The sequence below is a fragment of the Pseudomonas sp. N-137 genome (genome assembly GCF_034555295.1).
In the GTDB taxonomy this organism is placed as follows: Bacteria; Pseudomonadota; Gammaproteobacteria; order Pseudomonadales; family Pseudomonadaceae; genus Aquipseudomonas; species Aquipseudomonas rhizophila.
The window spans coordinates 557,372-583,383 of sequence record NZ_JAXUDQ010000030.1 but is presented as its reverse complement, the minus strand read 5'-3'; the positions used below and the strand labels follow the sequence as shown (position 1 = coordinate 583,383).

Annotated in this window: 26 protein-coding genes and 2 pseudogenes; 13 read left to right on the top strand and 15 right to left on the bottom strand. The window is 53.5% G+C overall.

Translation table 11 applies throughout. The annotated features are described in order from the left end of the window. Window positions 1–219 precede the first annotated feature (219 nt). Complete coding sequence (locus tag T3A99_RS23820) at window positions 220–492, top strand: hypothetical protein (protein WP_322834859.1); 273 nt, start codon at window positions 220–222, stop codon at window positions 490–492. Between the two features lie 466 nt (window positions 493–958). Here the strand turns inward: T3A99_RS23820 and T3A99_RS23815 are convergent, their stop codons facing one another. The 4 genes from T3A99_RS23815 to T3A99_RS23800 form a co-directional block, all read right to left on the bottom strand. Next, a complete protein-coding gene (locus T3A99_RS23815; RefSeq protein WP_322834858.1) occupies window positions 959–1,351 on the bottom strand; it encodes a hypothetical protein in 393 nt (130 codons plus the stop codon). After that, window positions 1,348–1,824 (bottom strand): hypothetical protein, encoded by a 477-nt coding sequence (locus tag T3A99_RS23810; RefSeq protein ID WP_322834857.1) that lies wholly within the window; start codon window positions 1,822–1,824, stop codon window positions 1,348–1,350. Before T3A99_RS23810 ends, T3A99_RS23815 begins: the two co-directional genes overlap by 4 nt. Window positions 1,825–2,030: 206 nt before the next feature. Continuing rightward, window positions 2,031–2,195 (bottom strand): hypothetical protein, encoded by a 165-nt coding sequence (locus T3A99_RS23805; RefSeq protein WP_155417175.1) that lies wholly within the window; start codon window positions 2,193–2,195, stop codon window positions 2,031–2,033. Between the two features lie 24 nt (window positions 2,196–2,219). Beyond that, window positions 2,220–3,926 carry a ShlB/FhaC/HecB family hemolysin secretion/activation protein gene (locus tag T3A99_RS23800; protein WP_322834856.1) on the bottom strand — a complete coding sequence of 569 codons (1,707 nt, stop codon included), beginning with the start codon at window positions 3,924–3,926 and terminating at the stop codon, window positions 2,220–2,222. A gap of 288 nt (window positions 3,927–4,214) precedes the next feature. Between T3A99_RS23800 and T3A99_RS23795 the strand changes: the two genes are divergently transcribed. Continuing rightward, a complete protein-coding gene (locus tag T3A99_RS23795) occupies window positions 4,215–4,490 on the top strand; it encodes a hypothetical protein (RefSeq protein ID WP_160891860.1) in 276 nt (91 codons plus the stop codon). A 234-nt stretch (window positions 4,491–4,724) separates the two neighbouring features. On the opposite strand, the gene T3A99_RS23790 is transcribed toward T3A99_RS23795, so the two are convergent. Beyond that, on the bottom strand, window positions 4,725–6,071 hold the full coding sequence (locus T3A99_RS23790) for a DEAD/DEAH box helicase (protein ID WP_047227912.1): 1,347 nt from the start codon (window positions 6,069–6,071) through the stop codon (window positions 4,725–4,727). A 193-nt stretch (window positions 6,072–6,264) separates the two neighbouring features. On the opposite strand from T3A99_RS23790, the pseudogene T3A99_RS23785 reads away from it, so the two are divergent. The 5 genes and pseudogenes from T3A99_RS23785 to T3A99_RS23765 form a co-directional block, all read left to right on the top strand. Continuing rightward, window positions 6,265–6,966, top strand: a pseudogene (locus tag T3A99_RS23785) (mechanosensitive ion channel domain-containing protein); the annotation flags it as partial. A gap of 79 nt (window positions 6,967–7,045) precedes the next feature. Further along, on the top strand, window positions 7,046–8,497 hold the full coding sequence (locus T3A99_RS23780; protein ID WP_322834855.1) for a site-specific integrase: 1,452 nt from the start codon (window positions 7,046–7,048) through the stop codon (window positions 8,495–8,497). Then, a complete protein-coding gene (locus tag T3A99_RS23775) occupies window positions 8,469–10,358 on the top strand; it encodes a hypothetical protein (RefSeq protein ID WP_322834854.1) in 1,890 nt (629 codons plus the stop codon). Before T3A99_RS23780 ends, T3A99_RS23775 begins: the two co-directional genes overlap by 29 nt. Next, window positions 10,355–12,322: an integrase gene (locus tag T3A99_RS23770; RefSeq protein ID WP_322834853.1), complete on the top strand. Its 1,968-nt coding sequence runs from the start codon at window positions 10,355–10,357 to the stop codon at window positions 12,320–12,322. The genes T3A99_RS23775 and T3A99_RS23770 overlap by 4 nt, the downstream gene beginning before the upstream one ends. 27 nt (window positions 12,323–12,349) lie before the next feature. Then, window positions 12,350–12,757, top strand: coding sequence for a hypothetical protein (locus T3A99_RS23765; protein WP_305378977.1), 408 nt, complete (start codon window positions 12,350–12,352; stop codon window positions 12,755–12,757). Between the two features lie 285 nt (window positions 12,758–13,042). Here T3A99_RS23765 and T3A99_RS23760 read toward each other — a convergent pair whose 3' ends face one another. The 3 genes and pseudogenes from T3A99_RS23760 to T3A99_RS23750 form a co-directional block, all read right to left on the bottom strand. Continuing rightward, the gene (locus T3A99_RS23760) at window positions 13,043–13,222 is read right to left on the bottom strand and encodes a hypothetical protein (RefSeq protein ID WP_322834852.1); all 180 of its coding nucleotides are present in this window, start codon (window positions 13,220–13,222) and stop codon (window positions 13,043–13,045) included. A gap of 360 nt (window positions 13,223–13,582) precedes the next feature. Continuing rightward, window positions 13,583–14,308 (bottom strand): DUF4365 domain-containing protein, encoded by a 726-nt coding sequence (locus tag T3A99_RS23755; protein ID WP_305378979.1) that lies wholly within the window; start codon window positions 14,306–14,308, stop codon window positions 13,583–13,585. Window positions 14,309–14,701: 393 nt separating this feature from the next. Next, a pseudogene (locus T3A99_RS23750) lies at window positions 14,702–15,098 on the bottom strand (transposase); the annotation flags it as partial. A 696-nt stretch (window positions 15,099–15,794) separates the two neighbouring features. On the opposite strand from T3A99_RS23750, the gene T3A99_RS23745 reads away from it, so the two are divergent. Both T3A99_RS23745 and T3A99_RS23740 read left to right on the top strand, forming a co-directional pair. Further along, a complete protein-coding gene (locus T3A99_RS23745; RefSeq protein WP_305378980.1) occupies window positions 15,795–16,343 on the top strand; it encodes a hypothetical protein in 549 nt (182 codons plus the stop codon). A gap of 135 nt (window positions 16,344–16,478) precedes the next feature. Continuing rightward, complete coding sequence (locus T3A99_RS23740) at window positions 16,479–17,168, top strand: hypothetical protein (RefSeq protein WP_305378981.1); 690 nt, start codon at window positions 16,479–16,481, stop codon at window positions 17,166–17,168. A 163-nt stretch (window positions 17,169–17,331) separates the two neighbouring features. On the opposite strand, the gene T3A99_RS23735 is transcribed toward T3A99_RS23740, so the two are convergent. From T3A99_RS23735 to T3A99_RS23715, 5 genes are all read right to left on the bottom strand, one after another. Beyond that, window positions 17,332–17,511, bottom strand: a complete 180-nt coding sequence (locus tag T3A99_RS23735; RefSeq protein ID WP_305378982.1) for a hypothetical protein — start codon at window positions 17,509–17,511, stop codon at window positions 17,332–17,334. Window positions 17,512–17,712: 201 nt separating this feature from the next. Then, on the bottom strand, window positions 17,713–20,697 hold the full coding sequence (locus T3A99_RS23730) for a DEAD/DEAH box helicase (protein WP_322834851.1): 2,985 nt from the start codon (window positions 20,695–20,697) through the stop codon (window positions 17,713–17,715). Window position 20,698: 1 nt separating this feature from the next. Beyond that, window positions 20,699–21,493 (bottom strand): Hachiman antiphage defense system protein HamA, encoded by a 795-nt coding sequence (locus T3A99_RS23725; protein ID WP_305378984.1) that lies wholly within the window; start codon window positions 21,491–21,493, stop codon window positions 20,699–20,701. A 176-nt stretch (window positions 21,494–21,669) separates the two neighbouring features. Further along, window positions 21,670–22,305 (bottom strand): HAD family hydrolase, encoded by a 636-nt coding sequence (locus T3A99_RS23720; RefSeq protein WP_305378985.1) that lies wholly within the window; start codon window positions 22,303–22,305, stop codon window positions 21,670–21,672. A gap of 112 nt (window positions 22,306–22,417) precedes the next feature. Further along, the gene (locus T3A99_RS23715) at window positions 22,418–22,921 is read right to left on the bottom strand and encodes a hypothetical protein (RefSeq protein ID WP_305378986.1); all 504 of its coding nucleotides are present in this window, start codon (window positions 22,919–22,921) and stop codon (window positions 22,418–22,420) included. Window positions 22,922–23,166: 245 nt separating this feature from the next. Here T3A99_RS23715 and T3A99_RS23710 point away from each other — a divergent pair, with 245 nt between their 5' ends. Next, the gene (locus T3A99_RS23710) at window positions 23,167–23,619 is read left to right on the top strand and encodes a helix-turn-helix transcriptional regulator (RefSeq protein ID WP_305378987.1); all 453 of its coding nucleotides are present in this window, start codon (window positions 23,167–23,169) and stop codon (window positions 23,617–23,619) included. A 284-nt stretch (window positions 23,620–23,903) separates the two neighbouring features. Here T3A99_RS23710 and T3A99_RS23705 read toward each other — a convergent pair whose 3' ends face one another. Beyond that, entirely contained in the window at window positions 23,904–24,086 is a 183-nt protein-coding gene (locus tag T3A99_RS23705) for a hypothetical protein (protein WP_322834850.1), read from the bottom strand. 53 nt (window positions 24,087–24,139) lie between these two features. Further along, window positions 24,140–24,457 carry a hypothetical protein gene (locus T3A99_RS23700; RefSeq protein WP_322834849.1) on the bottom strand — a complete coding sequence of 106 codons (318 nt, stop codon included), beginning with the start codon at window positions 24,455–24,457 and terminating at the stop codon, window positions 24,140–24,142. A gap of 384 nt (window positions 24,458–24,841) precedes the next feature. On the opposite strand from T3A99_RS23700, the gene T3A99_RS23695 reads away from it, so the two are divergent. The 3 genes from T3A99_RS23695 to T3A99_RS23685 all read left to right on the top strand — a co-directional run bounded on the left by T3A99_RS23695 (window position 24,842) and on the right by T3A99_RS23685 (window position 26,007). Beyond that, window positions 24,842–25,051, top strand: a complete 210-nt coding sequence (locus T3A99_RS23695) for a hypothetical protein (protein WP_322834848.1) — start codon at window positions 24,842–24,844, stop codon at window positions 25,049–25,051. Window positions 25,052–25,222: 171 nt separating this feature from the next. Next, window positions 25,223–25,633: a hypothetical protein gene (locus T3A99_RS23690; RefSeq protein ID WP_305378990.1), complete on the top strand. Its 411-nt coding sequence runs from the start codon at window positions 25,223–25,225 to the stop codon at window positions 25,631–25,633. Continuing rightward, window positions 25,630–26,007 carry a hypothetical protein gene (locus T3A99_RS23685; RefSeq protein ID WP_305378991.1) on the top strand — a complete coding sequence of 126 codons (378 nt, stop codon included), beginning with the start codon at window positions 25,630–25,632 and terminating at the stop codon, window positions 26,005–26,007. Before T3A99_RS23690 ends, T3A99_RS23685 begins: the two co-directional genes overlap by 4 nt. The last annotated feature ends 5 nt before the right edge of the window (window positions 26,008–26,012 follow it).

Sequence of the window (26,012 nt, the reverse complement as noted above, 5' to 3'; positions counted from 1 at the left end):
GGCGAGGGAGCTTGCTCCCGCTCGACTGCGCAGCAGTCGCCTGCGTTGCCTCAGCCAAAGCCGACAACTGCCAGGCCAAAGGTCCTACATGAAGCTCGGAAAGCGGTGTCTTGTGGCTCAAGAGTGGATCGCTCTATAGTCCTTCGTCACCCAAAAAAGGCGACCGGGTTTGGCGACCCGACCTACAGAGAGACTCAATCAACTTTCGAGGCTCTGACTATGACCAGATACATGTCCATCACCGGAATTGACTGCACCCCGGCCACCCTGCTCATCGACACCGAAGCCCCGCTCGATGTCCTCTTCGAAACCGCCGACTACCGCATCCGCACCGTGACCCAACTGCTGGAAAATATCGCGTTCCGTTCGGATATCAGCTCCGATACGGTGGTCCTTTCAGACTTTTGCAAGATGTTGACGATAGCGTTGCGTGATGGGTGTGATGTGATGGACGTGATTGGGAGGCGGTTGCGGGCGCAGGCTGCTGAATAACGAAAACGGGCGACCTTTGGGTCGCCCGTTTTTCACATACGCGGAGAGCAAAATGATCGAGACCTCTACAGAATTTGACCCCGCAGAATATCTCAGCACACCAGAGGCCATTGCGGAGTTCATGAGAGATGCCCGGAGTTGGCTTTTAGCCTTGACTTGAGACCGGCTAATGGGTGTCCCCTTTTCCACGCACGCGCCAAGGGAATGACCGAACTGTCCAGGGGATGAATCACACGAAAGCGGGCTTTCCTATCTGCAACAAATCAACATGCTGGCGAATAACCCCGCAGATCGGGATCTCTTGGGTACAAACAAAATTTTACATCTAAAATCTACACAGATATGTGGTCTACCCCTGAAGAACCGTAGACCAAGGTTAGCCTTTTTTAATTTCTTTCAGATATATCAGCTAGTTATCCGTTAAGTAAGTGCCATTTAAATCCACCCCCTTTTTTCTCTTTTTATCTCAGCACTCAATCATACTTTTCAGAAAGCTCAGACCAAACTCATCACGCCAGGCATATACACTTTCATATTGAAATGAGAGCACAAACTTAAAGTCAAACTCTTTCGAAAAATTCTCAAGAAACATTTTGATATCTTCCGAGCACTCCGCCAGCATCTCAATGGAACAGTGAAATGCTCCTCGCACTCCTACCTTCCAATCCACTAACACACCATCTGTAGCAACATCATCATTCGGAAAAACATACCGAAAAACAAAATAACAATTTGAATAACGAAAATTACCAACCAAATGCTTAGCATCGACTGAGCAATCCCCCATACTACAGAGAACCAAGGAAAGCTCATCAAACGAAACTCCCTCTTCTATTTCAAGGCTCATCATAATGGTCATTTCAGCACCTCAACCACTCTAAATTCATTGTTCCTCATCAAATACAATCTCTTCAAACCTTCAACGGGTCGTGAGGTGAGCGCCGTCTCTATCTGACCAAAAGTCAGTGGTGTATCAGCTAAATTCACAACAATACTACTGGCCTGTTTTTGGACCTTTTCAGTCACTGTCATCAATACTGAAATAGGAGTATTTGCTATCGGCGAAAACACATCCGCCAAGTCACCATTAATTCGCAAATCTGGATTTGGGCCCTTTCGCCCTGTATTTGCTAACTGTTCAACATCATACCCTGCTTGAGCAAGCTTTTTGGCCGCCTCATTCTGACGTTCAATAGATCGAACCATATCCGGAGAAGCATTTTTGGACGGGATTTCTGCGTCCCCCCTCAAGGAGCCGACTTTAGGCAACCCACTCTTCTGACAAGTCTCGCTGCTACCACAGGCATTCATGTCCCCGACAAAGTCGCTCATGTCGTGGTGGTTGAGGTTGTTGTTTCTTTCAGGGACAGACCACATTTCTATTTAAGAAACTGCACAGATAACGTGGGCTGTCCCCATTACCCCAAATTCGTCCCCTTTTTAACCCGTACTGAATAAGGTTTACACCTTCCAATCCATTTTTCAGGAGGATGAGGCCATCCACTCAAAATAAAACCGGGACAGACCACGTTTCTACATCATAGAAAACGTGGTCTGTCCCCGTTCGTCATCAGCGGTTGCCAGAACATAACGTTGGCCAACAGGAACGCCAGGCCGCGCTTGGGCATGCCCCAGAAATGCTCGCGGGTTTGCAAGGCAGCAGAAGGCTGGCGGGCCAGAAAGGCGTGTTGGCGGTCGTCCATGATCGGGTCTCGTTGCAGCAGGAATTAGAGGAATACATCCACGCGGAAGTAGATCGGCGCTTCGCGCTCGGTCAGGGCATCCGGGCGTTCCAGGGAATGGGCGAAGGTGACGCTGGCGCTCAGGTGCTGGCCGCGGGCGAACAACTCCAGCGAATTGCTCGACATGCGCCCGTGCTGGTCGTCGTTGTAGCGGCCGCCACGAATCACGCCTTGGTCGTAACCGAGGCTGGTGCCGTATTCAGCGAACACCGGGCGCAACCACTCCAGCGTCACCGGGCGGCTCCAGCGCAGGTCGTTGCGCCAATAACCACCGCTGTCGCCGGACAGCGACTGGTCCTTGTAGCCACGAATCGACGATTGTCCGCCCAGGCTCATGCGCTGGGGGCTGAACAGCACGTCCTCGCTGCGCTGGCCGGTCATCAGGCTGCTGAAACTGAACGATTCGCCCCACAACTTGAACGGTTGCAGGTAACTGACGGTGGCGGTGTATTTGCGATAACGGGCGTCGGCCTGGCCGGGACCCGGATCGTGATCGCCCTGGGCATCGAAAGCGCCGATGCCTTGCTGCACACCCAGGTCCAGGTTGACGAAAGCACTGCCGACCCGTCGGCCATGGTTGATGCCAAACTGCCCTTCACTCAGGCGATTGCTGCTGACGTCCAGTTTGCTGTCTTCAATGAAGTTATTGGTGCGCAGGTAGGCCAGGCCGGTGTTGAGAGACGTCTTGCTCAGGGCGTCGCGGTGAATCACCCGTTCGACTCGCAACTGATGGTTCTGGCTGTCGCCGGTCTGCTTGAAGTTGAAACCGTTGGCCGGGATCTGCGAGCGGTACTCGCTCCGACTGTAGGTGTAACTGACGTTCCACCAGCCAAAAGGCAAGTTGTAATAGAGCATGGCGTTGTTGGAGGTGTGTTGGTGGTCGGTCATCGCATCGTGACCACCGCGCAACATCAACTGATCGGCCAAGCCCAGCGGGCTGTCCCACTCAAAACTGGTGCCCCACTGCTGCTCGCCGGTGCTGCGCTGGCCGTCGTTGCTACGCGACAGCCCGGCACGCCAGGGCTTTTGTACTTCGTTGGTGACGCGCACTTCACTGCCACCGACGTTCTGGCCGGGGGTCAGCTCCATCTTCGCCTGATTCGATGGCAGGCGATTGAGCTGATCGACCATCTGCTCGATCTCTCGCAGGTTGACCAACTCGCCGGTCTTGCCAGGAAAGGCCATGGCCAATTCACGGTCCGAGAGCTTGCTGTTCTCGGCACCCTTCAAGCCTTCAAGCCGTCCTTCCACCACCAGCACGCTTAAATGCCCACCGGACAAATCCTGCTGCGGTAAATAGGCCCGGCTGGTGACCAGGCCTTTTTCGATGTAGTGATCGGTGATGACTTTGAGCAGCTCATTGAGCTGCGTCACGCCCAGGCATTGGCCGATGTAAGGTTTGAGCAACCGCTCACGCTCACTGGCCGAAAGACTGTCGGCACCTTTGAGTTCAATGGTCTTGATGGGGAAACATCGGGCATCGGCAGGCGCTGTTGGCTGGGCCGGTTTCTCCGCCTTGCCGGGTAAGTCCTTGAGCTCTTCCAGACGTTGACGCTGCTCTTCGAGCAAGCGGTTCTGACGCTCGCGGATAAGGTCGGTTTCGCCGGGGGTGGGGGCAGCGTGAGCAAGGGGAAGCGGAGAAAGGCACAGCAAAGCTACGCACAACCTCGCCCAAAGTAAGGGGGAGGACATGTTAGATCCCTCTAGCAAAAACGATATCAAAATAGTGGCGCGATACTAATTAGCCATCATTTTGACGTCAACTATTTGTTTGATCCGCGGGACTATTACCGAAACCATTCATCTGAAATAAGACGCCTTCCCCACGGAAGTACGAAAGGTCCGATGCGGAACCGGAGACTTCCTGCGAGACGGACAGAAACAATCGCGGGCGTACCTCGCAACATCCAGCCAATGAACTTTCCACCCTCGCGTGGCCTCAACCCCTTATCAGCCCAACAAGGAATACGAGGCCCTGCCATGAACACCCTCCTCAAACTCACCCTCGCCGCCACCCTCACCTGCGCCCTGCCCGCCTGGGCCACTTGCACGCCCGAGCAAGCCACCGCCAAGCGTGAACAATTGGCCAAGGAAGTGACCAGGCTCACCGAACAGAACCCGGACAAGGCTAAGGAAATGAATAAGGAACTGCAGGCCATGGACCTGGAGACCGCCAGCAAGGACGTGCCGGATAAGTGCCAGTTGATTGATGAGCGTCTTCAAGAGCTCAAGAATGCGGAGAAGAAAGCGGGGTGACGCCCGGAGCGGATACAGCTTGCTTTTGTGGCGAGGGAGCTTGCTCCCGCTGGGTGCGAAGCGCCCCCTGAAATCGAAGCGTCAACTCGTTAGATGATTGTAAATTCCACTTTGTTGGGGCTGCTGCGCAGCCCAGCGGGAGCAAGCTCCCTCGCCACGGGTTTTGCGTCAGATTCAGTTATCCATAAAAAACCGGACCCAAGGTCCGGTTTTTTGTGCAGCACTACCGCCGTTTCACTCAGCCGCTGGCGCTTCAGGCTTGCGGCGCTTGAGTGGGGCCATGCCGTCCTTGCTGACCAGCGACAAAGCGTCGGTCTTCGGACGGTTGGCGATCTTGCGCTTGGTCGGGGCCTTGGCGCCGGTTTTCTTCTTGTCGCCCTTGGCGTCGACCTTTTTCTTCTTCACGCCAACAGCCTTGCCCGAGGCCTTGACCTTTTTCGGTCCGCCGTAGGTGCCTTTGACTTCCTTGATGGTGCGGCGCTCGAAGCTCTGCTTGAGGTAGCGCTCGACGCTCGACATCAGGTTCCAGTCGCCATGGCAGATCAGCGAAATCGCCAGGCCATCGTTGCCGGCGCGTCCGGTACGACCGATACGGTGCACGTATTCGTCGCCGCTGCGGGGCATGTCGAAGTTGATGACCATGTCCAGGCCTTCCACGTCCAGGCCGCGGGCGGCAACGTCGGTGGCGACGAGGATTTTCACGCCGCCCTGCTTGAGGCGGTCGATGGCCAGCTTGCGGTCTTTCTGGTCCTTCTCGCCGTGCAGCACGAACGCCTTGTATTCCTGGGCCACCAGGCGACCGTAGATGCGGTCGGCCATGGCGCGGGTGTTAGTGAACACGATGGCTTTTTCGTAGGTTTCGTTGGCCAGCAGCCAGTTCACGATCTGTTCTTTGTGCTGGTTGTGGTCAGCGGTGATGATCTGCTGACGGGTCGTGGAGTTCAGCTGGCTGACCGCGTTGAGCTGCAAGTGCTCAGGGTTGTTCAGCACCTTGGCGATCATTTCCCGCAGGCCCGAACCGCCGGTGGTGGCGGAGAACAGCATGGTCTGCTGGCGGTTGGTGCATTCGTCCACCAGGCGCTGCACGTCTTCGGCAAAACCCATGTCGAGCATGCGGTCGGCTTCGTCCAGCACCAGCACTTCGACTTCCTTGAGGTCGAGGTTGCCGGCGTTCAGTTGCTCGATCATCCGCCCTGGCGTGCCGATCAGGATGTCCGGTACTTTGCGCAACATGGCGGCCTGGACCTTGAAGTCTTCGCCACCGGTGATCAGGCCAGACTTGATGAAGGTGAACTGCGAGAAGCGTTCCACTTCCTTGAGCGTTTGCTGGGCCAGTTCACGGGTCGGCAGCAGGATCAGGGTCTTGATGCTGACACGAACCTTGGCCGGGCCGATCAGGCGGTTGAGGATCGGCAACACGAACGCCGCGGTCTTGCCGCTGCCGGTCTGCGCCGTCACCCGCAGATCACGCCCCTGGAGCGCGAGCGGAATAGCCGCTGCCTGCACCGGCGTTGGCTCGACAAATTTAAGCTCGGCCACGGCTTTGAGCAGGCGTTCGTGCAGGGCGAATTGGGAAAACACGGGTGCTACCTCGAAGAAATGCAAAAAAACAGCTGCATAGGGTAACGGTTTCGAGCGCGAAGGCCGAGTTTCTTTATACGAACGGCGCTAATCAGTGGCTTTTTTGTGAGCCGACTCGTCATCAAGGGTCACTTAACCTGGCTTAAATGCTCTAATCGCACCGTCGCGTCTTTATAGAAGAACCGTTTCGTCCATGGACATCAAACAGCTCTGGGTCAACATTCAAGACCTTTGGGGTGCTCTCGATAAGCATCCCCTCCTGCATTCCAGCCTTGCACTGATACTGCTGCTGGTGATTGCCCTGGTGCTGGGGCGCGTGGCGCGTTACCTGATCCTGCACGGTGCCAAGTTGCTGGGTCGCCAGCCGGCCCTGCACTGGGTCAACGACCTGCGCCAGAACAAGGTTTTCCATCGCCTGGCGCAGATGACGCCCTCGCTGGTCATCCAGTTCGGCCTGCACCTGGTGCCGGAACTGAGCAAGACCAGCATGATTTTCCTGGGCAATGTTGCCCTGGCTTTCACCATCCTGTTCATGGTGCTGGCCATCAGCGCCCTGCTCAGCGCCCTTCTGGATGTCTACGCCCGCACCGAACACGCCCGCACCCGCTCGATCAAAGGCTACGTGCAACTGACCAAGATGGTGCTGTATGTGTTTGGCGCGATCATCATTGTTGCCACCCTGATCGACCGCTCGCCGCTATTGCTATTGTCGGGTTTGGGGGCCATGTCGGCGGTGATTCTGTTGGTCTACAAGGACACCTTGCTGTCGTTCGTCGCCAGCGTGCAGTTGACCAGCAACGACATGCTGCGGGTCGGTGACTGGATCGAGATGCCTCAGGTGGGGGCCGACGGTGATGTGGTGGACATCACGCTGCACACGGTCAAGGTGCAGAACCACCCGTGAGCTCCGCCCGTTTGACATAACCTGTGAGCTGAACTTGAATGGACACGTACCAACCATTCAGGTAGCAGTCATGCAGACGCAAGATGAAAATCCAAAGGGTCAGTACCGCAAGGTCACGCTGAAAAACGTGCCCCTTTGGGAGCCGTGCGCCCCAGCTGACGCCACCGAGTGGTTATCCCCAGACACCTATCCTGACGCACCCAGCTTGGATGAACCGTACCCCATACGTCCCATCCCCCTAATGGAAGCTAGCTGCCCCCACCTCCATGTAATCCTTCAGCCCGACGGCGCTTTGTGGCGAGAAGGAAGTCTTTACCTATTTGAACGAATCACCGTAATGGGGGACAAGGAACAAACCGTCTCCGGTGCGGCGACCGATATCTGCGACTTCATGAACAAGCTTTATTCACACGGCAAAGACCTCCTTGACTTCGAGGGCCCTAAGTTCAAGCGCCCCACATACTTCTACAAGTCGGAACTAAAAAAACATATCATCGCCGGCGAACGCAGCAGAAGTTACTGCAACCGAGAGATTGGGTCAGTTCAAGGCATGTACCGCTGGTTTGTTAACACGCGCGGATTCAGGCCAAAGCAAGACATGTGGGAGAGCAAATCTCGCTTCGTCAATTACACTGACCGACACGGACTCCTTCAAACAAAAGAAGTCATCAGCACCGACCTCACGTTCAGGAACTCAAAAAGCGTATTGACCGGTCGCTTCATTAAAGATGGCGGGAATTTAAAACCTATCCCTAGGGAAAATCAACAGCTTTTGCTGGATACGTTAATAGCCCTTGAAAATCCAGAAATGCTTTTAATCCATCTGGTGGGCATTACCTCAGGAATGAGAATCCAGTCGATTTCAACCCTAAGACACCGCTCTGTGAAAAGGGGGGTGGGCCATGCAAGTGACGAATATAAGTTCGCGCTATATGGAATAGAGATGGGCGAAGGCCACTTAGTCGAGGCGAAGAATGGAAAAGAGCAAACTGTATTGCTACCTGCATGGATGCATAACATTCTTGATATTTACATAAACTCTCCACGCCATCAAACAAGAGCAAAGCTTTCCCCCATCCAAGATCCGGATGACCAGTATGTATTTCTGACTCGAACAGGAAAACCCTACTATATCGCGAAGGCAGATCAAAAGCTTTTCAACTACAGCACTGAAAAGGCCTCTGCTTTACGTCAGTTCTGCAGAAAAGTGATAGCTCAAATGCAGATGAAGAATAAAGACTTCACCTACCATCTGCATGACCTGAGAGCTACGTTTGGGATGAACCTACTTAACGACGACATGAAGAAAAGGGACGAAGGCAAAATGAACCAGCTGGAAATTTTAGATCATTTAAAAAATAGATTAAACCACGAGGACATCAACGTGACGATGAATTATCTACGGTTCTATGACGAGAACCCTGAACTCCAACAGGCTCAGTCAGACTTCGAAGTCCATCTCGAAGGTCTGGTTCGAACGGAAATGCTAAGCCATGAAAAACTCAGGCCGGATTTGCCATGACCTCCATGCCTATCAACTCTCTCAGGACGAATTCCAAACCCGACTTGATAGCGCGCCTATCCAGAGTCTCATGCTTCACTGTGAGTCTGATCGGAAGCTTGATATCGGGGCGCTGTGCTACGAGAAGAAGAAATATCATAGCAGGTTCTCACCCAAGCCCGTAGATCTCACCACGTTACGAAATGAGCGTATGGAGCCGCTGCGCGCATGGTGCTCCTATAACGGCGCAGTCTTTCACGAGGAGGGTTCTGGGTATAGCCTTTACCAGTCAGGCACCGAGCTTGCACGACTGTGCGTTTGGTGCGATGAGAATGGTCATGAAAACTTCTTAGCCGATCCGGTGGCTTACAAGTCAGCGCTGGATAACTACACTGCCCATCTGCAGAACCGCCAAAAATCCAACTCCATTGGCGCACATGCCGCAAATAGGTTGCAAGCACAAGCGATCATGTGCGGGAATATATTCTTCCCTGGCACACCTCTAAACTTTCGCGCGAACTTACCGATCATCTCTAATTCTCGGGGCAGGAAAAACAGCACCCGAACACCATCAAAGGAAGAAATGGCGGCACATCTAACCCCTTGCCAATACATATTCGATGGCTTAACTGATTTTCTAATTGAACACCGAAACTTTCCACATCGCATCCCATACATGGAGACGCACGCACTAATTTCGCCAGTAGAATATCCTATTATCACGCCAGGTTTAGCAAGCGCGAAGGATAAGATTGAAGCTTCAGTATTCTGGAACTACACGACCGGGGAAATCAATTCCTTGGCAAAGTGCATAAAAAACTCTCAGACCTCCAGAAGCTCCGTGAAAATTCGATGGAGTGAAGCTGTAGCAAACTTGGAGAATGCCAATCACGACTCGAGACATCCTAAAAGGCTATGGCTAGCCAAAATGTGCCAAGATGCCTTCTTCTCTTTGTTCATTGCCAACACTGGAATGAACACTTATCCTGCCAGAGCCCTTCTTTACTCAGAGAGTTTTGAGTACACCAAAAGTGAAAACCAAGGTTTCCGAACTGTAAAATGCAGGGCGAACGGTATGCAGCAAAGGTTTGACATCCACGTTACATTTGTCAAACAATTCAAAAAATTCCTCAAACTCAGGTCATACATAAACCAAGGCATTCATAGCCCCTATTTGTTTATCGGCTTTAAGCACTACACTCCACACAAGCTACGTATAACTGGCAATCTTATATTTGGCCTGAATGAACGAATCACGCGATTCCTTGATGAGCAATTCGAAGGCCTAACAGCCCGAGAGCTGCGAAAATATAAGCCGGTCTATCTGCTCAACAGCGGGTTCTCAGTACCCGTTGTAGCTGCGGTCATGCAACACAGTGGTACAACCACCCTTACTTACTATGCGGATGCTCAGGAAAAAGTCGCAATCGATGAAATCACTGCTGTCTTGAACCTGGCGTCTGAGATCTTTGAAACGCATCACGCCGAAAACAGCCCAGCTGGCCAATGCAATACAGGTGCCCCCTCAGAGTTAGTCCCAGCACCAGATGCCTACAAACCTAATTGCAAAAGCTTTCTGGGGTGCCTGTTTTGCTCTGAGTTTCGCGTACACGCGGACGCAGATGGAGTCCGAAAGCTGCTGAGCATGAGATACATCATCGTTGAATACCTTGATGCCTGCGAGAACACCGATCACTTTGCGAAAGTCCACGGCGCAGCCCTAACTCGCTTGGACGCTATCACCTCACGACTCACCGAGCTCCGCCCAGATCTCTTAGAGACTATCAACACCATCACTAATGAGATCCAAGAAGAATTCAAACTCCATCCTTATTGGGAGCGTCTGTACGAGCGCCTTATCAACATCAGGGTATTGAAATGAAAAAGAAGTCAGCCAGCTCGGCGAGTTCAGGCTCAGCGCCAATCAAACCGGAATACTTCTCCACAGATGTAGCATTGGGAATGGATTTTTCTCGCCTTTCTGAAAGCACCGTCATATCCCGAACGGAGCAGGGAGAGATCCTCAGCATCTTGTCCCATGACACTTGGCACCTACCTGCATTCGCTTACAGCGTTTCGGATAACCCGAAATTTGATTTCTTACCATTCTATCGTTCTCGCGAGAGTCGAAGCGAAGATCTCAATGTAGTAAAAAAAATACTACTAATGAAGATGTTTGGCAAATCGCATAGCGACCAGCCTCTTCGGCTTGCCACTGTTCACAGCCATCGCTACGCCATGCTAATAGCCACTAAATTTTGCCGAGACAAAAACATATCTTTCAAGGACTTACTTGTTCGCCCGGAAATCTTTGAGAACCTTATCGAAATAATGCCCCGCAACTCGAAGCGAAACATTATCTCAATCCTACGCACACTCTTGTCCATCAAAGAAAGCGAGCGCGGCTTTCCGATCGACGGCTCACTTCTTCACATCGCAAAAAACAAAGCAGGCAAGAAAAGAAAGTCACAGCAGCACCCAATCATCCCAAGTCGGATTTTATTGCTGAAATACTCTCAGTATACCGCAGTCCTGGATGAATTCTTAGAAAACAAAGACAACATCAAATCTATATTGGACGCTGGCGCAGCAGACTATAACTATGGAAAATCCAGCTCCTTGTACACGCCTCGCAAACTGCACACCCATCAACCAGCCGCATCATCAGGAGAAACTGCGGGCAATACTCCATTCGCAACAGCGATCAAAGAACATGGGCTTCAATACCTTTGCACAAAACATGACTGGAACTCATTTGCAAACTTACTTAGTTACGTCTCCACTGCTAGCCATTGCGCCAAAAACCTGGTTCATCTTTTTACCCTCATGCGTGATCACGAGGTTCGCTCCCTCACCACGGAATGCCTTGAAAAGGCTAACGGCTGGAACAACGAAGCCTTGTATATTCTCGGCATTTCAACCAAACTTCACAAACGCCCCAAACCAAGCAAATGGATTACAACCAAGGCAATTTTAAAACCGATTACGACATTAAAGTTCATCAATACAATTTTCTCACCTTACTCCAAAAATCGTAGTCAGAATCTTTTCCTTTCACCTGCCTTGCATCCTCGTAGCACTGGAAAAAATTCGGTAGACGAGTTGATGAAAAACACCTCAGCTGAGGAGAGGCTAAACCCCGTTATTATCACGGAGCGCGACATCTTAGAACTTGAGTCGATAGATCCACTAAGGAATTGGCGAGACGACCCAAAATTTCAGGTAGGAAAACCTTGGGTAATCACAACGCATCAATTCCGTCGCACCATGTCCGTATTTGCAGCGCAGAGCGGGTTGATTACCCTCACATCACTTAAACGGTTGCTTGGGCACCTAACTATCGTGATGTCACGTTACTACACGCAAGGCTGCTCGGCCAAAAACTACTATTTCGCCTTGATCAACCCTGAATTAGCCAACGAGATGCAACGCGCCAAGCAAGAGGCCGATGGCGCGATGTTTGTCCGCATGGCGTTAAAATCCTCTGAGCGACTATACGGCCAGCGCGGTAGAGAGATCATGGCCACTGAGGATTCAGACGTATGGATCATGAGCTCTCGTGAGGAGACCGAAAGAAAATCTGCGCTTGGCCTCCAGGCTTGGGCAGATAGTCCTCTCGGCGGTTGCGGTTCGCCGTATCCTTGTGATAAACGAGCCCATGGGAATTTTTTTACTTGCCCAGGGTGCCGTTGGCTCATTGGGATCGAATCCATAATGGAGGACACAATTGCGGTGATGGAATTTGACCTGGCCGAACTTAAACCGGGCAGCATCGAGCACCGTGCCGAGCAGCAAAACCTAGAGGACTTTAGAGATCTGCGCGATCAAATTATCGCGAAAGGTTAATTCTAATCTACGACTAGAGTATCCCATATGAATGAGTCCACCTCAGAGCCACTAACGCTACGCCCCTACTACGACTCGTTAAACCGCCTTGAAGCATCTGGCGCTAAGATCACACTGAAAGCAGTAGCTCTCGGAGCTGGGAAAAGCGCAGGCAGCATTAAGAGAAACCGCTCTGTATTCGCCCCCCTTATTAGAGAAGTGGAGCTCAAGGCAAAAGCCCAGTTAGAAAACGCCAGCCCCGGAGCTTTCAAGGTAGACCAGGCCAAGCGCAAGATGTCTGACGCCAAGCAAAAGGCTGATAGCTTTGAACAGAAGTATAAAGCTGCACTTGGAAGAGAACTCATGCTACTAAGAGCATGGGATAAGGCGGATCGGCGCTTACGTCAAATTGACAATGTGGTTTCCATACACCCTGCAAACCGTCCTGGCCAATGAACCAGCATTGAGGTTGAGCGGGAGGGAAACCAAACAAGGGCGCGCAAAAGCGCCCTTTTATGCCAAGCAATAGAGCTGTATTCCAAGCATGTCGTCATCAGGCTTTGGCAGGGATTCTCAGCTTGCTAATACCGCTGATCTCCAGTAGATGCACAGTATCCCCGGTATCGTTCCAAACAGAGGTCGCAAGCCCCCAGTAGAACCGATACAACGGATTGCCATTGGTGGTTTCTGCTTTCGCATTCCTACCTGCTTTGGTATGCAGCGAAATGTAATCACCTTTCTTCACTTGCGTCGAAGGAAAGAAATACGTATGTCTAAGCTATTGCTCGGCGCACCATTAGAGTCGTACGTGTTGTCAACGATTGCGTAGTTGCTTAGGTTGCAGTCTTCTAGTGCTTGCAGCATCAGGCGCTCAGCGCTCGCCTCGCCCTGCTCCTTTACGGAGAGTATTTTCAGCTTCATGCGGTCTTCCTTGAAACGAGATCCTATGGACAAGCCATCAACATAGCCACTTGCCATTACGATGTCTATCGCAGCGTGTTGTGGCCATGGAATGGTTCTGCCGTGGGCACTCTTCGAGGCAGCATGTGTTTCTACCGGGGCAAGGCTCCAGGCTACCATCACCAACCTGGCACCAAAATCCCGCCCCCCCTCAAAGCCGCTTCTTGCCGGACAAAGAGACCCAAGAAGAAAACCTCCAAAAGGACATGGCTTGAGGTGGTACAAGCCTACCAGCCACCTTGATGTCCGGACTGGTACCACACCCTAAGACGCTGCCAAGACGTAGTTCCACTCATCAAGCCACAAAGACACGCAGAAAGATCACATTCCCTCGACAGTGTTGTTGTAGCTCACCCCTACTTTGTTATCGACCTGGGTAACAATGCGGCGCATAACTTCGACTTCCCGACGAGTAAGAACTCCGCAACGCCAAGGAAAATGGTGAGCCAACTCATCAAATAGCCGAGCCTGAGACTCAAATTTCTCCACCAGATTTTGAACACGGCCAAGTTGATCAACATCTACACATTCATCATTCTGATTTTTTATTATGCCACACAGGCGGCGCATAGAGTCCAGCACCAATTCGATATTCTTTGACTCGGCGGGAGAAACCAACTCTTTAAGCCTGGCCGCACATCCTGCCGTCAACTCATCAGTCCGCAGGTCAATTGAAACAACTTGCGAGGCTCCACCACTTTTATAGCACTCTGTTGCCGTCACAGCTTTCCAGTAAACCTTCCCCTTACTCAGATCAACGCACACCATGATGATCGGCAAGCAGAACCTTTTCCAGTACTCAATATGTTTCTCAGTTACATAAATACCCTTCGACTGCTCACTGGATATTGACTCAAAGGTCTTAACCTGCACCTTTATGATGTCCGACGTCGAAATACCGCTCGCATCGAGTATTTCGACTTCTCCATCCACACCGAGATCCACATCAAGCATCCGGTAGGGCCATCCCAGCACCCTGGTAAACCGATGCGCAACTAGATACTCCCCTGCATCACCGTTAGTCGTCCGCTTTGGATATTCCATCATACTTTTTTCACCTTAATTTCCATATGCCCTGAGCGGTCAAATACCACTCCAACTCGCCTCGTCATGGATGCTCCCTACCACCCATTCGAGCTGACCTCTAACAGCCCCTGCAGGCCTGTCTAGCACCAGACCTGATCCATCTCGGCAAGGAAGCGCCCGCGACGGGTTTGCTTGCGCTTACCGGCCTACTCGAAGTCGGAAAAGCTCATCGGTTCACGGGCGGCTCGGATCAGGTGGTCATGCGATTTTCGCATACCCGAGACTTGCTCGGAGAGTCCCTAGGAAACCAGGGGCGATTCATATGGGTATGGACAATGGCAACGTGTTACGGCTTGGGGTGCTCGTGCTATCAACAGGTAAAGTCGCCAGCTGAAATGGCTCACAGGCCCGATGCTAGGCCCTACTCCCAAGGCGGTTGCGGAGTCCACTCTTCAACCAAGGCATCGATGAACATGCGCGTCTTTGGACTGAGGTAGCTCCGGCTAGCGTGGTCAAATGGGCCGTGTTTTTATCAGCCTATGAAGGCGTACTCTCACGTAATCAAACTGGCGCTTGATGACCCAAACGGATACTCAACCTTAGCGCGTGTCTGCGCTCTGCAGTACTCGATCTTGCGCTTGGCTTTGTACGACAGGCTGCGTTTGTTCAGCTTGGAATATGTGCTGCGCCGAGCCACGATTTGCCAGATAACGTCATGATCCTCATGCTCTTGTCGCTTCTCAACACCAGTGTATCCAGCGTCCGCATACATCGCCTTTTCTTCCCGACTGAGCAGTTCGGCGACTTGGGTATGGCCTTCTACCACAACCGGCCTTGGGGTGGAAAAGGTTCGATCAGCCCCAGCAGGCCTGCTCAGTGTACGACCTGATCCATCTCGGCAAGGAAACGCTCGGGGCGGTTAGCTTGCGCCTACCGGCGTGCTAGAAGTCGGAAAAACTCATATGACCCATAGCCGGCACGGATCAGGTGGCCAGCCGATTTTCGCATACCCGAGAGTTTCGGATAACTCCTAGGCCTGGCATTCGGGCCGGAGTACTGATCAACGCATTTATCCATTAATTGAAAGAGCCAGCAGGTAACTCCCTGATTTGCAAAACCCTCTGCTCGCACCGCTTCTGCCTGACCGCACCACCTAGACAAATCAATATATTCGATATCCATCCTGCGCACTAAAAAACAGCCGGACATGCCGCAACTGCAAATAATACAATACTTGAAATAATCCACTTAACCCACCATAAGACAAACTTCAACCGTGCACCTTCACCTCTTGACACAACCACAACCATGTACTTTATTGAGTGAGCACTCAGCCAAGCCACAGAACATCCAATATCCATCAAAGAATCCGGCAAATAGGAAAAGATAGCTCTATCAATGAACGCTACAGACTGCATAAACTTATACAGGTGGCTGCGTAACGCCCTGAACTGAATACCCACAAGCAAATACTGGCATCGCCAGCCTCAACACCCAAGAGCATCCAATGAACTTCAAGCAGAAAGAACCGGTATTCCGCATATGCTCTCGCTTCTTCCAGCCCGAATACGACGCTATTGATGAGGTCTCTGGCGCACCCATCTACACCATTTACGCAGTACCACAGCGGTATAACGAGAGGCTTGAAGCCCAGTCCCTCGGGCTGCAGAGGTTCGCTGTCATATGGGACGGAGACTATGATTACAGAATTTTCGAAGTGATTGAGCGGGCACTTGTTGCCGAGTTACTCTCACCAATCTCAATGCTACATCTTGGCGAAAATAAGATCACAATTGTCGGTACATTTCCCGCAGTCGCTAACTCCGCCGCCCTGGAAAAAATCTACGACGAGCGTTGGCAAGAAGCCGCGACCACTCAATGGCAAAGCTGGGATGTGGTACGGGTAGACCCAACAACCCTAAACACCTTGGAAGCCAACAACCCAATCCTCCTTTATGGCCTTCAAATTTTAGACGCAGAGAGATTCGGCGTATTCCATTACGACCTTATAATGTTCGCCTTCGACGACACCATATCAGACGATCCCTTTCCGTAAGTCCATCACACATATATCGGAAGCAAAATATAGGCATTCGTACCAAATGGACAGACATGCCCTCTGAGGCTGCAAACTCCATTTCGATACTTAATTCGAGAAATTCTTCTAAGATCCGCAAAGCGGAGCATTCAGATGAAAAGCCAGAACCAGTATATGAATGACGCAGTTGCTTTACTCAGTGAGTTGGGCGTGTACAGGACGTCCATAGGCACTTGGGCATTCACTGATGTAGCGGTGGCAAGCGGATGCTATATCCACCACTCTCGCACCCCAGTGGCCCTAGCCGCTTATGCAGCGGTTGACCCCATCTTTGCAGCAGGTCGTATTCCAAACTACACACTCGTTGCCCTGGTAGATAAAATTCCTTGCATGGACGGAACGGAGTCTACTGCCTTAGCATTGATCTGTGATGCGGAGCCTCCCACCTTACCTTCGGCAGCGCTGCGAGGCGAAATTTTTGGGAATACGGCCTGGCAAATTGTGCGTAACTACCAACTGGAGAGTTGCTTTATCGAAGTCGAGCCTTATGGCTCGCAAGGTAGTCACTTCACAATGCGCCCCCAGGGATACGACTATCAGCAATCAACACCGATACCAGCCTCGTTGAAAACGATGCGCAAGGCCTACAGATCTATGGCGCCCGTTCAACAAATTATGGTACTGACATTGATACATCTTTATTGCCCAGGGCCGGATAAGTTTTTCCTGACGGGGGGTTGCCCGACCCAAATCCCTGCGGCAAAGGCGCTCGCAACTCTTCGCAATAACGGTCAGGCGTTGAAGATCTGGGCACACCTCCTGGCTCATTACGCGGGCTGGTGATGAGCCCGCACCCTACCTGCTGCCTGGGCGCCTTGAATGAGTGTTTGAGTGCCCTTCTTGTACTGCGCCTCGACGCGGGAAGATCAAGATCAAGGTCAATCAGGGATGCCATCACGATGGCTTAGAAGCGCCTGGTATGGGTATCCGAAGGCAGCGGCGGCCCTCAGATCCCTGCTGCCCCGCTTAGACCAGTCAAATTGACACTGGCCTGGATACTTCCCAATAGCCGCACGACACGACCGGCATAGTGCTTCCGCTCGGCAGAAGCAAATAGAATCACCATCACCTGCAAAAGCGGGATCGACTCGATGAGTTGGGCTGAGGCCAGGGTGTGGTTCGCCAAGGTACCCTCCAGCGTTGCGAGGATCACCTTCGCAAAGAACCTCAGGTCAGGCAGGCGGCCCACACCTTCTTAGCTTGTCCCACCGCAGTGATCTCCCATACCCGCGTGACAAGCTTATCTCGGATCCCTCGGATCGAATGTTGGTGCTACTGGGAGAGCAGATGCATGTCTCGTCGAGCCAGCAAGAGGTCTGTAGCTGACCTACCCTGCTCTGCCCACATCCGTCAGCGTGTTAGAGAACACAAACTCACCCAGGGCGTCACGCCATGCTCCTGAATGGGCCTCAAGCGAACGTCGTGCGAATGTCCTGGCGTTTGCTGCAGTAATCGGAATGGTGAGCGCCTGCATCGCGTTCCCCAATTCGACAAACGCCTTGCGATGCCTCACCCCGCCATTCGCCAGCAATACCCCAATGCGTGAAGGTGCGCCGAATTTGAGATGCTCGACGAAAGCCGTCACGCCATCGTTCACTTCGATACCGCGTTCGAGCAACAGCCGGGCAAGCAGCGAGATGCCCTGCTCGACCAATGTTTGCAACGAGTAGGTAACGGCGCGCGTGTAAATTCCCAGGACATCGTCCACCTCCATACGGGTGGATTCGGCAATTTCTGCGAACGTTGCGCCCTGTACCCATTGGCGAACGATCTCGAAGAACCTAGGCTTCGCGTGCTCAGTGTTTTGGCTATCTTCCAGTCGGAATGCCACACGTACGTCCGACTTCAGTTCCCTGTCCTGCCATGCCCACTCCAAGATGGCAGTCAGCAGCTCGTCAGCTACGGGATCGACTGCAGCAGTCCAATCAACTCTGCTGGGTAGCAGGGTCTGTTCGACGAAATCCAGCAGGCGCACCTTGGCACCCGTATCTTGCAGCCAGGCGATCTTGCCATCAGCCCTCAGCCCGATCAGACGCTGCGCTCTCAGTTCAAAAACAGTCCGGAGCGTGACGACGGCAGCGGCAGGTAATTGCTGGGCAGCAAAGGTATGGTCGGACAGGTCGGCAGCCAGTCTCACAAAATCGGCGTCTCCAATCTCCTCTGCCATTAACTCAATAAGCGTCGCATCCACCCCGTCGATGAGCGAATGACTGGCTGACTGGGCTTCCAAGAACTGATTGCTAAGCACGATGCCGGTGGTTCTCAGATGCGCTTCAAGCAAGACAATCAACTTCCGCAGAGAACCCCTGACTAACTCTCCTGCACCTGCGGTGGCTACAGGTTGAACGATCCACCATTGATCAGGATTAGCGCATATCACCAGGCCCTTGGTATTGGCACCGGCACGACCGGCTCGACCCACCAGGTTCTTGATGTCGCGGGCAAGCATGTTCTCTGGCTGCCCGCTGCCAACGCGACGCTGCACCGAATACAGAACAAGTGAGCGGATCGGCAGGTTGACCCCCTCCGCGAGCGTGCTGGTACAGATCACCAACTGGATCTTCCGATCCCGCAATAACTCTTCCAAGACCTCCCGCGTCTCCTGAGGGATGTCTCCGTGGTGCAACACCGCGCCATTTCGCAGCGCCTTCGCGCCGATCCAGCTGTCACCGAACTCGGTTTCGAGATACTCGATGCGCGACCTGAGAACATCGAGATCGGCGAAATCCATAGGCTTCGGTAATGGCAGTGGGCACTCTAGCTGTTTGATGAGCTCTTCTGCCAAGCCAATCGCACCCTGATGTCCTCGTTTATTGGCGGCAAAAATCGCAGTCGTCCCCATCGACAACACCTTGCGGGCTGTACTGACGGCCAGGGTCTTGGTGGACGTGAAGGTATAGGTGTTGGTTCGGCGGGTTTGGGGATTCCGGTACTGGAAGTTGCTTCGATCCAGAAAGCCATGGATCGAGTACTGCCGCTGCAGTGCGTGCGGGTGCATGTCCAGACGTACAGATTTGTTGGCCCCGGCGCCGGATGATCGCAGCACGGAGAATTCCGCGATTGCTGGCCGATAGGTGCTTCTGATGACCGTGTCATCGTCCCCTCCGAGCCAGGCGTTGATTTCCTCGATATTAGGGATGATCGCCGACATGAACACGAAGCGGATCGGGTTGACCAGGCGGGCCTTCATCCGAGCCAACAGCAGCTCAAGGCCAATTCCCCTGCCGGAGCTGTCGAGCAGATGCCCTTCATCGCAGATGACCAGCGATATTCGCTGAGCGAAGGCTGGATCGGCACTTAGGATTCCGGACAGCGACTCAGGTGTCGCGATCAGCGCGTTGATGTGATCAAGCCCATGTACTTCGTCTCCCGACGGAATCGTGCCGCCATACGCGCAACGCGCTGCGATGCCGAGACCATTCATCTGACGAACCAGTGAGTGTCGAAGCTCCGAAGCCAGCGAGCGGTACGGCACGATCATGATCGCGACGTGCGCAGGGTTTCGCTTCAGATGCCAGTACAGCAGTGTCTCGCAGAGCGTGGTTTTGCCAGCCCCAGTTGGCATCTGCAGCGCATAGCTCTCTGAGGTGCTCAGTAGCCCTTCATCGATGGCCTGAATCTGAGAGGGGAAGAACTCCCACGTTGATGGCTTGCGATCTATAAAGGCGTTGATCAGTGGCGTCCAGAATGCATCTGCGCCATCCGGCAGCACAGCGCGGGTATTCGATGCATCGAAGCGGGCCAGAAGGCGGCTGAGTAAAGCCGCCGCCACCCACTGATCTGGCCCAACCTGCAAGGCGTTGGCCGCCTCGCCAGTGCTCGCCTCCACAATGCGTCGCAGACCAGGGAGATCACCTGTTCGCAGGTGCTCCTGCACCTGGTGTGCCGTTTGAGATACCAGCGTTTCTGGCCGCGCCAGGAAGTCATAGCAGGCAGCCCATGGACTCAACGGATCGGCGGGCGGCGACGACTGCCTCATGGCCAAGCAGGCGGACGCTGGGAAATCCCCAAAATAGAACGCGGCAGCAGCAAACAATGCCGCCTCATTCTTTGAGATGCCCATCGCTTCAATTTGCTCAGTCGGCATGTCTTTCGAGAACTGGAGGAAAGCGTTTCCCAACTGCGCCCAGTCATCGCCTGAGACCGTCGTGGAGTGAAGGCCGTCGAACAGCTCTCCGACAAGCGAAATGTAATAATCCGTGGATCGATTGCTGATTTGAGCCAGCTCAATGGGCAACGCAGCTACGGAAAACTGGCCCAAATGCCGGGCCTTATCTGCATCGTTGATCCAAGTCTGCAGGGAAGCTCTCATATCAACGCACCGTCGCCCGCGCAGCCTCGAAGGCCGCGTTGTAAGTGGTATAAAGATTCGGCACGGAGATCACCACAAGGGTGTACTCACTGCTGGCCGTCACTGGGGCATTGGGGAGCTCTGCAGTGAGCAGGCTTTCACAGATGACAGCGACTGCCCGGAAGCGCTGAGTCGTTGGTGGATGATCAACGGCATTGATGAAGCGGTTTAGGAGCGGGATATCGACATCTCCCAGATCCTCAAACAGCGCACGCTCGCGCAACCACACCAATGTGCTCGCAAGCCTACTGGTGCGATCTTTTGCGCAGTCAGCGATAGCCGAGCCGATTGGATTTGAGGCAGCGCTAGTAGATTTGACCTTCACCTCAGAGCAAAGAACCTGATCATCCGCACTCGCAGCAGGTCGATTGGGCATGATGAAGTGAACGACATCGGACTTGGGCGCAGGCTTCGTTCTATCCTGCTTGAGCCGCCATTTCTTGGGGCCAATGGCCGGATCAGGATGCTCCTTGGTGGACTGGTAGAAGTAGCCGAGCACTTCTCCAAAATCCCCCGCCATGGTTGCACCGGCATCGGGAAGCTTGGCTGCTAGAACATCAGCAGGCGTTACTCCATGGCGTGCTACCGCTGCCGCAAGAGCGCCGTCAGTGATGTAGCAACGGCGCAGCGGTTCGGCCATGGCTGCCTCCAGGAGTGCCACGTTCTGGGCAGTCATCCTCACCAGCACATAGGGCAGATCCTGCTCATGAGCAAACCACGGCACCGCGTTGGCAAAGTCAAAACCGAGATCATCCATGGCTGATGGTCGTCCTAGATCAAAGCTCGGCAGCAGGCTTAGCAGTCAACTCAGCGCCCAGTTACCGATTGGTGGTTAATGGCCACTACGGTACGCCAAATAACGGGGCAGATGTCAACCGATAGCCTGGTGGTACGTCCCCCTTTCAGCCTCAGTCGTACTTACCAAGATGCCTGTCAGGCTGTCTCCAATGCGAGCTCTGCGAACTGCATCAAGCTGGAGATAGAACCATTCCCCTTCCTGTCGAGGTGGAAGCCGGAGATCCCGACAGCTCTTGGGCCATCCCGATCGCACTGCACGGAATCCCCAATCATCGCGACACGCTCACCTGAATGCGGCGTGTCCAGGCCTGGAGTAACTCCAAGCTGGTGACAGATCTCGCGATAAATACCTGGATGTGGCTTCATCACTCCGACGTCATAACTCAAGGCAAACCCATCGACATGGCTGAGACGTTCGCGCAGAACCGGGCCGTAGGGAGCGGCCAAGTTTGAGCAGATACCCGTGGCCATCCCCTCGGCCTTGAGCAACAGAAGCGCTTCGATTGCGTCGGGATACACAGTGATGGAGTCCAGCTCATCCTCAAGGTCATGCTGCAAGGACTTCATCTGCTCGGGGCTCAAGCCAATACCAAACGTTTCGGCAGCAGCGTCCAGGCTGAGGTTGGCAGTCATCAAACGATGAAGGTCAGCAGCACTTGGCCTACGGCCTTGAAGAGCGCCGAGGCGAAGGAGCTGTCTATACGGATGGCGCTTCCGTCCAATTTGAACGACCGTTCCAAAAGCATCGAAAATCGTGGCTACGATCGGCATGCGACGAAACTCCTGTTCGAACCCTTTTCTTCGAGCACATAGGCCACGTAAAGATCGCTAGGGTAGCCCTGCCCAGGCAATGTATGCCGATGCAGATAATGGAGCTTCACAGCTATCGTGACCAGCCCTCTCCGACGCTGATCCCGTGGTGGGAAAAGTCTTGCAGCAGTTGCTTCCGGCTCAACCGAGCCGGAATCCTGAATACTTGCGAATACGCTTGATACAACATAAAGGGAATCAAGGCCAATCCGAGCCCATACGTTGCAATTGCCACAATGACTCCGGCAGGAATTGCGGCAATACCGATGAGAACCCCACCCCAAAAGCCCCCTCGCGATACATTGCGAATTTCATCAAAATCATACTCAACTGTACCGTTTGGGGTTTCAAACGCTACAACTACCACTGCCGACCTATGAACGCTTTTCACAAACCAAGTTCTTGGAATGTCTCGGGCAAACGCACCGTGACGTTCAAGGTATTTGGGAATGATTAGGTTCTTATAATAAATAATCTTACCAGCCTCATCTACCATACGAACTTTTTTGTAGAGGCGTGCATATTCGTCACCTGAGCTGGACTCAAAATTCTTAACAGTGACAGTGACTTTCTTCATCTCTGACATCCTGACTTCCCTTAGTACCTATCCTGTACAGCCACAATGTTTCTCGACCTGGTCGTCCGCAGGGGGCGTTCATGAGGCCTCGCCGACGCCAGGCTTCACTGGCAACCCATGCAGAACCTTCCGCGGAGGGGTGAGCTCTCCTGCACCAATAATGGCAAAAAGCCCATACGATTAAATATATAGATTTGTTTGGACTCAAGCAAACACGGCATACCGTCTCATTTTGAGATGCTGCAATGTCGATTCAAGATGGCTTCGCCACAGCGCTGCGTCTGATTCGTGCCACTAAGGGTCTGACCCAAAAGGATCTGGCGGGCCCGGTGACTGGGTCGCACGTCAGTCAGCTGGAAAGTGGCAAAACCAGTCCGACAGTCAAAGCAGCGGGAGAGCTGGCCCAGGCGCTCGGCCTCTCATCCTCTGCCTTATTGGCTGTTGCCGTGGCCGCTGACTCGGATGCCACCCCCAAGGACGTGTTGCTTAGGGCAATCAGCGAACTCGAAATCCTTGGGCTGGCTGATCAGATTCCGTCTGCCTCTGCACAGGCGATGGATACGCAACATCCGACCAGCGTTCGAGCTGCGGCGACTCGCGCTCAAGTCCAAGCACTGAAGAGTCAGGGTCTGAGGCAAGTCGATGTCGCTAAAGAATTGGGAATTCCAAAAACTACGGTTCAGCGGCACTGGCACTGAAGATCCAGGCTTCCTGCATCACGTGTAGAACGCCAGCTGATCCAAGGTAAGGATGACCTGGAGCGCCTTGACGAGCGTGTAGCTCTCACTGCCTGCATCACCATGGCCCACTAGGTGCCTGGAGACAGTGCCTTCAGTGAGGTTGTCCGGGTCGTAGCTGGCGAACATGTAGTTGAGCAGATAACGGTTAAATTCCGTGGTGAGGAAGAGGGTTCCGGGGCCTCCGGTGCGTTTTTCTGCGCCGCATCTGCTTGAACATGACTGCCGTAGTCATCGATGGCGTTTCAATTCTGAGCTGCCCTCTGCCCTGCCGCATTCACGCTGGACTGCGTCAAAGCGTCGGAGCTCGAAGCTGCACGCTTCAATGCCAGCTGCTCACGCATCCATTCACCTGATGATTCGAACTCTTTCATCATCGCTGCGAACTCATCATCACCGAGAGCTAGGTCTATGCGGTCTTCTGTCATGGTACCTCCATGGAGACCGGTGTAGGTCGTGCCGGATTCACTTACTGCCCCACTCACCAGCCCACATCCGCGCCGAAGAGCGCATCACACAGCACCAGGGGCGCTGAATGCTCAAAGACGAGACGGCGCAAGAGGTAATGATTCAAGTGTAATAGAAGTCGAGGACACAGTTCGACGCACAGTTCCGACTGTCCAAAGTCAACCTCAGGCCAGCGCACCAACAGCGCTTGCCGCAAAATCGGCAGCACCTGATGCCCAGCAGTGTTGGGATATAGGGGAGTCAAATCGTCCAACCCAGAGCTGCCCTTGTAGCCCGCCAACGCCAGGCTCAGAATCTCGCCCAGAGAATCCCCGTAGACCTGCCAGGCCATTTCCCATATCCGCCTCTCGACATCACTGTTCAAATCAAAACCCCACAACCACTTCGTCACCGCACCATGCTGCTTTCAACCACAGCCCAGCCATTTTCCCAGTCCAAGGACGATCAATCATGCACGTGGAACTCAATCTCAACCAAAACGATCTAGAAGCCCTTCTACGGCACTGTGAAGCGTTCAGGCCTGACAGCGGCGACCCTCGGGAGGATCAGCGCTTGGCAGACGCGCTAGAGGCTTTGGAGGAAGCCCTGCGGGAGGCTAACGCATCACGATGAGGCTCGGGGTTGACACAGCAGAGCGGGTGACCACGGAGCGGTGGCTCCCGCAGCAAGCACTGCAGACGCTGACGAGTTCCGGGGTCTATGGAATGCCATTGGTGTGTCACGCAGCCTGACCGGCTTCCGGCAGACGCCGGCAGAGGAAGTCGAAGCTTCGCTGAAAGTGCCGAGTCACGCCGCTACACCTGAAGATTTCCATTGGCACAACGCACCCTGGGAAGTGCTGATGGCCATTTCGGCTAGGCTGCACCGCCATCCACTGCCAACGTGGTACCTCGCTAAACTCGCCGGGGTGAAGGAAGCGCCATAACAGCTTCCCTTGATCGACCTGCTGGCCTCGGAATGGACAACGACGGCTAGCCCAGTTCCCGGCGCCCCTGAGATAGACAACGCCAAGGAAGTTGGTACATTCCAGCAGGTGTTTTGTGTGCCCCAACCCGGCTCGTGAGTAGCCGCACGTCACCTCCAAGGAATGTTTCTGATGTCGGTTGATAACATCGTTCAAAAGACCATCACGCAACGGCTGCTTGCCGCCCTTGAAAGGGGTAATGGCAACCCGCACACCCTCCTCCCAAGCCCGGACTCGAAAGAGTTCCTTGTTCGGGTACAGCTCAGCCATGAGCACCACTACAACCAGATCCACGCGCTGATGGAAGAGGCCGGGTTTGCTCGGACGATCACGACTCAAGACAACGTTCGACGTGATCTACCCCATGCGATGTTTTACCTACGCACTGCGCGGGAGATCACTAACAAAGCAGTGTACGCAACCGTAGTCCATACGCTTGAAGAGCATGCCAGGCTCCAACATCTGCGCGACCTCAACCCGCAGGTCATGGTAATGGACGCAAAGGACGTGTACCTGGATCTCGACCCGAGCAAGCATCCATGATTGGTCATACCCATGGCTTTGCAGACTCCGACTGGGCTCAAGCCAAAACCGCTGCGCGAAACCTGCTGGTTAGACGAGCACGCCTTAAGAACCGAGAGCTCGTGACTTATGGCGAGCTCGTCGCCCAGCTTCCACTAGCCATCTCACACGACGATCATCGGCTCTGCGATCTGTTCGATGAGATATCGACCGAGGAGTACACCGAGGGTCGAGGCTTTTTAACCGCACTCGTCGTGCACCAGGATGACTGGATGCCAGGTGCCGGCTTCTTCACTATGGCCCGCCGATGCGGCGCGGAAGTCCATAACGAAGAGGCGTTCTACATGGACGCGTTCAACCAGGTGGTCGAGTACTGGCGGGCACACCGCGACTGAATAGC